Source organism: Mitsuaria sp. TWR114 (genome assembly GCF_007997345.1).
This window is the reverse complement of the sequence record NZ_VOSR01001102.1, coordinates 1-768: the sequence shown is the minus strand read 5'-3', so window position 1 is coordinate 768 and position 768 is coordinate 1. Positions and strand designations below refer to the sequence as shown.

General features: G+C 71.4%; 1 protein-coding gene and 1 pseudogene. One reads left to right on the top strand and one right to left on the bottom strand.

Features of this window, described 5'->3' with window-relative positions:
- Nucleotides 1-304 (top strand): annotated as a pseudogene (locus FUT87_RS31500) (hypothetical protein); the annotation flags it as partial.
- Here FUT87_RS31500 and tolA read toward each other — a convergent pair.
- Nucleotides 282-768: cell envelope integrity protein TolA (tolA, locus tag FUT87_RS27835; protein WP_147243058.1), on the bottom strand; the 487-nt coding region annotated here is incomplete at its 5' end. The pseudogene FUT87_RS31500 and the gene tolA overlap by 23 nt on opposite strands.

The following is a 768-nucleotide window of genomic DNA, read 5'->3' as shown; positions in this document are numbered from 1 at the left end:
GGCCGGCGGCGATGCCGGCGATCCGGCCAAGCTGCGGCTGCCGCTGCGTTATCGCCGCGCCTACCAGTTCATGATGGATCACCTGACCGATGAGCATCTGTCGGTGCGCCAGGTCGCCGCGCATGTCGGCGTCACCGAGCGCGCGCTGCAACTGGCTGGCGCCGCCTTCGACTTCAGCGCCTGGCTGCCGGTGGCGATGACGCGCGGCTGGATGGCGCGGGTCGAGACGGTCGAGCAGGGCGGGGGCGCCGACGCTTATGGCGTCGCGTTCCCCCTGCGGTTCACTCGCGGGGTCGGAAGGTGATGATCATCACCCGCGGCACGGTGCCGTCGGTGTCCGTCGGCAGCTTCTCCGTCTTGTCGAGCGCGCGCAGCACCGCGCCGTCGAAGTCGGGCAGGCCGCTGGACTTGACGATCTTGCGCGCCACGATCGTGCCGTCCGGGCCGGCGCGGACCTCGACCTCGGCCTCGGGGTTGGACGGACCGCCCGGGTCGGCGTAGATGATGTTGGGCCGCACGCGGGCCTTGATCCGGCCCGCGTAGTTGGCCGACGGGCCAGAGCTCTTCAGCGCCGTGCCGGTCGAGGTCGGTCCGCCGCTGGCGCCGGCCATGCCCTGGATGCGCCGCAGGTTCTCCTGGCGCTGCGCCTCGGCGCGGGCTTCCGCGTCCTTGCGGGCCTTCTCGGTCTTGGCCTTGTCGGCCTTCTCCTTGGCCTCGTCCTTCTTCGCCTGCTCTTCCTTGGCCTTGCGGTCGCGCTCCTTCTGCTCG